This is a genomic window from Streptomyces sp., assembly GCF_031181555.1.
Classification (GTDB): Bacteria; Actinomycetota; Actinomycetes; order Streptomycetales; family Streptomycetaceae; genus Streptomyces; species Streptomyces fimbriatus.
This window is the reverse complement of the sequence record NZ_JAPSKQ010000198.1, coordinates 6843-10173: the sequence shown is the minus strand read 5'-3', so window position 1 is coordinate 10173 and position 3331 is coordinate 6843. Positions and strand designations below refer to the sequence as shown.

Genomic DNA, 3331 nt, shown 5'->3' with positions numbered 1-3331 from the left:
GAGGTCCGCCCCCCTCCACGGCACATCCACCGTCACAGGAGACACCATGTCGCTCACCCGCAGGGACTTCGCCAGAACCTCCGCGATCGCCGGTGCCGGTGTCGCACTGGTGGGCAGCGTCGGTGCCCTCTCCTCCGCACCCCACGCCCTCACGACGGCCGAGACCGAGAGCGCGGACGAGCGGTCCGAGGAGGCGGCGGACCGGCACGGCGGAGTCGGGTACGGGCCCCTGGTGCCGGACCCGGACGGCATCCTCGCCCTGCCCGCGGGCTTCACGTACCGCGTCCTCACCCACACCGGCAGGACCCGGCTGGAGTCGGGCGAGTTCACGCCGGCCGAGCACGACGGCACGGCGGCCTTCCCCGGTCCGCGCGGCAGCACCCTCCTGGTCAACAACCACGAGATGGACGGCCCGCGCGACGAGGCGGAGTTCCCCGTCCCGCTCGCCGAGGGCCTCGTCTACGACCCGGCCGCGCCCGGCGGCTGCACCGTCGTCGAGGTGCGCCCCGACGGCAGCGTCGCCGAATGGGTCGGCATCGCCGGCACCGCCAACAACTGCGCGGGCGGCAGCACCCCCTGGGGCACCTGGCTCACCTGCGAGGAGAACTCCGACCGCGCCGGCGAGAACGGCATGACCAAGGACCACGGCTACGTCTTCGAGGTCGACCCCGCCGACCGGCGCGCCAACCGCGACCCCAAGCCCCTGAAGTTCTTCGGCCGTTACGACCACGAGGCCGTCGTCATCGACGTCAAGCGCGGCCACGCGTACCTCACCGAGGACGCCGACGAGCCCAACGGCCTGTTCTACCGCTGGACCCCGCCGAAGGGCTTCCGCCACGGCCCCGGCAGGTTCCGCACCCTCGCCGACGACGCGGGCGTCCTCCAGGCGCCCAAGTGCTACGACTCCGGCGGCCGGTTCGTCGACGACCTCTCCCGCGCCACGCGGACCGGCACCGTCTACGGCGTCGACTGGGTGGACGTCCCCGACCGCGACGCACGCGAGGTCGCCGTGCGCGAGCAGTTCGGGCCCGGCGAGATCACCCGCGCCCGCAAGCTGGAGGGCATGTGGTGGGGCGACGGCGGGGCGTACATCGTCTCCTCGTACGCCCGTGAGGAGAGCCCGGTCCAGCACGACGGCCAGGTCTGGTTCTACGACCCCAAGCGCCGCACCCTGACCCTGAAGGTCCTGCTCGGCGTCAACCGGGACCCGTCCAGGGACGGCGCCTTCGACGGCCCCGACAACATCACCGTCTCCCCGTACGGCGGTCTGATCATCGCCGAGGACGGCGAGGGCGTCCAGCACCTGTTCGGCGCCACCGACAGCGGACGCACGTACCCCATCGCCCGCAACGAAGTGAACATCGGCACCGAGGAGGAGCCGGAGTTCAGCGAATTCACCGGCGTCACGTTCTCGCCCGACGGGAAGACCCTGTACGCCAACATCCAGGAACCGGGCATCATGCTCGCCATCACGGGGCCCTGGAAGCGGCAGCGGCGTGAGAGCGGAGGGGCACACGTGCGCGGGTGAACCCGTCCGGTCCGGCGGACGGCCGGTGATCCCGGATGTCCGGCCGCGGCCCGCACTGCGCGTGCGGGCCGCGGCCTTGTTCGCACTCCGACTGACATCTAACATTTCAGTCGTGGAGTCCATGCGACCCGTGCGGCGCACCCTGCTCAGGGACCGCGCCTACGAAGCGATCCGGGACGCCATCGTGGCCGGGGAGATCGAACCCGGGGCGGTGGTGCGGGACGCCGAGCTCGCCGAGCGGCTGGGGCTGTCCCGGGCGCCGGTGCGCGAGGCGTTCTCGCGACTGGCCGACGAGGGGCTGCTGGAGAGCAAACCGCAGAGCTACACCCGGGTCACCCCGCTCGTGGCCGCCGACGTACGGGACGCCGCCGCCGTCGTCGGGGCCATGCACGAACTGGTCACCCGGGTCGCCGTGCCGCGGCTGCGGGAAGCGGACGTGGACGTCATGCGCGCCGCCAACGAGCGGTTCGCGGCGGCCGTCCGCGCCGGTGACGTGGACGGCGCCCTGCGCGCCGACGACGCCCTGCACGACGTGCTCGTGCGGGTGAGCGGCAACCGCGCGGCCGCCGCGACCGTCGCCCGTTACACCCCGCTCATCCGCCGGCTGGAACGGCGGCGCTTCGGCGAGGGCGGCACCTGCCGCTCCGCCGGGCTGCACGAGCGGCTGATCGCGGCCTGCGCGGCCGGTGACCCGGACGAGGCGGTCCGGGTCACGGCGGAGATCTGGCGGGGCCTGGAGGAGCTCGCCGACGTTCCCTGACCGGGAGGACCACTCATGTCCCTTTCTTCCTACGAGCGTTACCCGCTGCTCTTCGGGCCCTCGCCCGTGCATCCGCTCCAGCGGCTGACCGCGCGTCTCGGTGGCGCCTCCCTGTGGGCCAAGCGCGAGGACTGCAACTCCGGTGTGGCCTACGGCGGGAACAAGACCCGCAAGCTGGAGTACCTCGTCGCCGACGCGCTCGCGCAGGGCTGCGACACCCTCGTCTCCATCGGCGGGGTGCAGTCCAACCACACCCGCCAGGTCGCGGCCGTCGCCGCCCGTGCCGGGCTCAAGTGCGTGCTGGTGCAGGAGAGCTGGGTGGACTGGCCGGACGCCGTCTACGACAAGGTCGGCAACATCCTGATCAGCCGGCTCGCCGGGGCCGACGTACGGCTGGTGCGGGCCGGATTCGGGATCGGGTTCAAGGAGAGCTGGGAACAGGCGCTGCGCGAGGTCGAGGAGGCGGGCGGCAGGCCCTACGCCATTCCGGCCGGCGCCTCCGACCATCCGCTCGGCGGGCTCGGGTTCGCGGGCTGGGCGTACGAGGTCGCCGAGCAGGAGCGGGAGCTGGGCGTCTTCTTCGACACCGTGGTCGTGTGCTCGGTGACCGGGTCCACCCAGGCGGGCATGGTCGCCGGATTCCGGGCCCTGGAGGAGGCGGGCGGGCGGCCCCGGCGGGTGATCGGCGTCGACGCCTCGGCGGAGCCCGTCCGGACCCGGGAGCAGATCGCGCGGATCGCGCACCGCACCGGCCGGCTCATCGGCGTCAAGGCCGAACTGACCGAGGACGACGTCGAGTTGGACGAGCGGTACCACGCGGGGACGTACGGCGTTCCCGACGAGGCGACGCTGGAGGCGATGCGGCTCGCGGCACGCACCGAGGGGATGGTCACCGACCCCGTCTACGAGGGGAAGTCGATGGCCGGGCTGATCGACCTGGTGTCCCGGGGCGAGATCGGCCGTGACGCGACCGTGCTGTACGCCCATCTGGGCGGTCAGCCGGCGCTGAACGCGTACAGCGCGCTGTTCTAGGTGTACTGCCC

Annotated in this window: 3 protein-coding genes; all 3 read left to right on the top strand. The window is 72.7% G+C overall.

Going from position 1 to position 3331, the window contains the following annotated elements; translation table 11 throughout:
* The first annotated feature begins 46 nt into the window (after nt 1–46).
* The 3 genes from RIM90_RS27760 (at nt 47) to RIM90_RS27750 (ending at nt 3320) form a co-directional block, all read left to right on the top strand.
* Nucleotides 47–1528 (top strand): alkaline phosphatase PhoX, encoded by a 1482-nt coding sequence (locus RIM90_RS27760; RefSeq protein WP_309063499.1) that lies wholly within the window; start codon nt 47–49, stop codon nt 1526–1528.
* A 112-nt stretch (nt 1529–1640) separates the two neighbouring features.
* Nucleotides 1641–2288, top strand: coding sequence for a GntR family transcriptional regulator (locus RIM90_RS27755; protein ID WP_309063497.1), 648 nt, complete (start codon nt 1641–1643; stop codon nt 2286–2288).
* Nucleotides 2289–2303: 15 nt separating this feature from the next.
* Nucleotides 2304–3320: a 1-aminocyclopropane-1-carboxylate deaminase gene (locus tag RIM90_RS27750; RefSeq protein WP_309063496.1), complete on the top strand. Its 1017-nt coding sequence runs from the start codon at nt 2304–2306 to the stop codon at nt 3318–3320.
* Nucleotides 3321–3331: the final 11 nt, after the last annotated feature.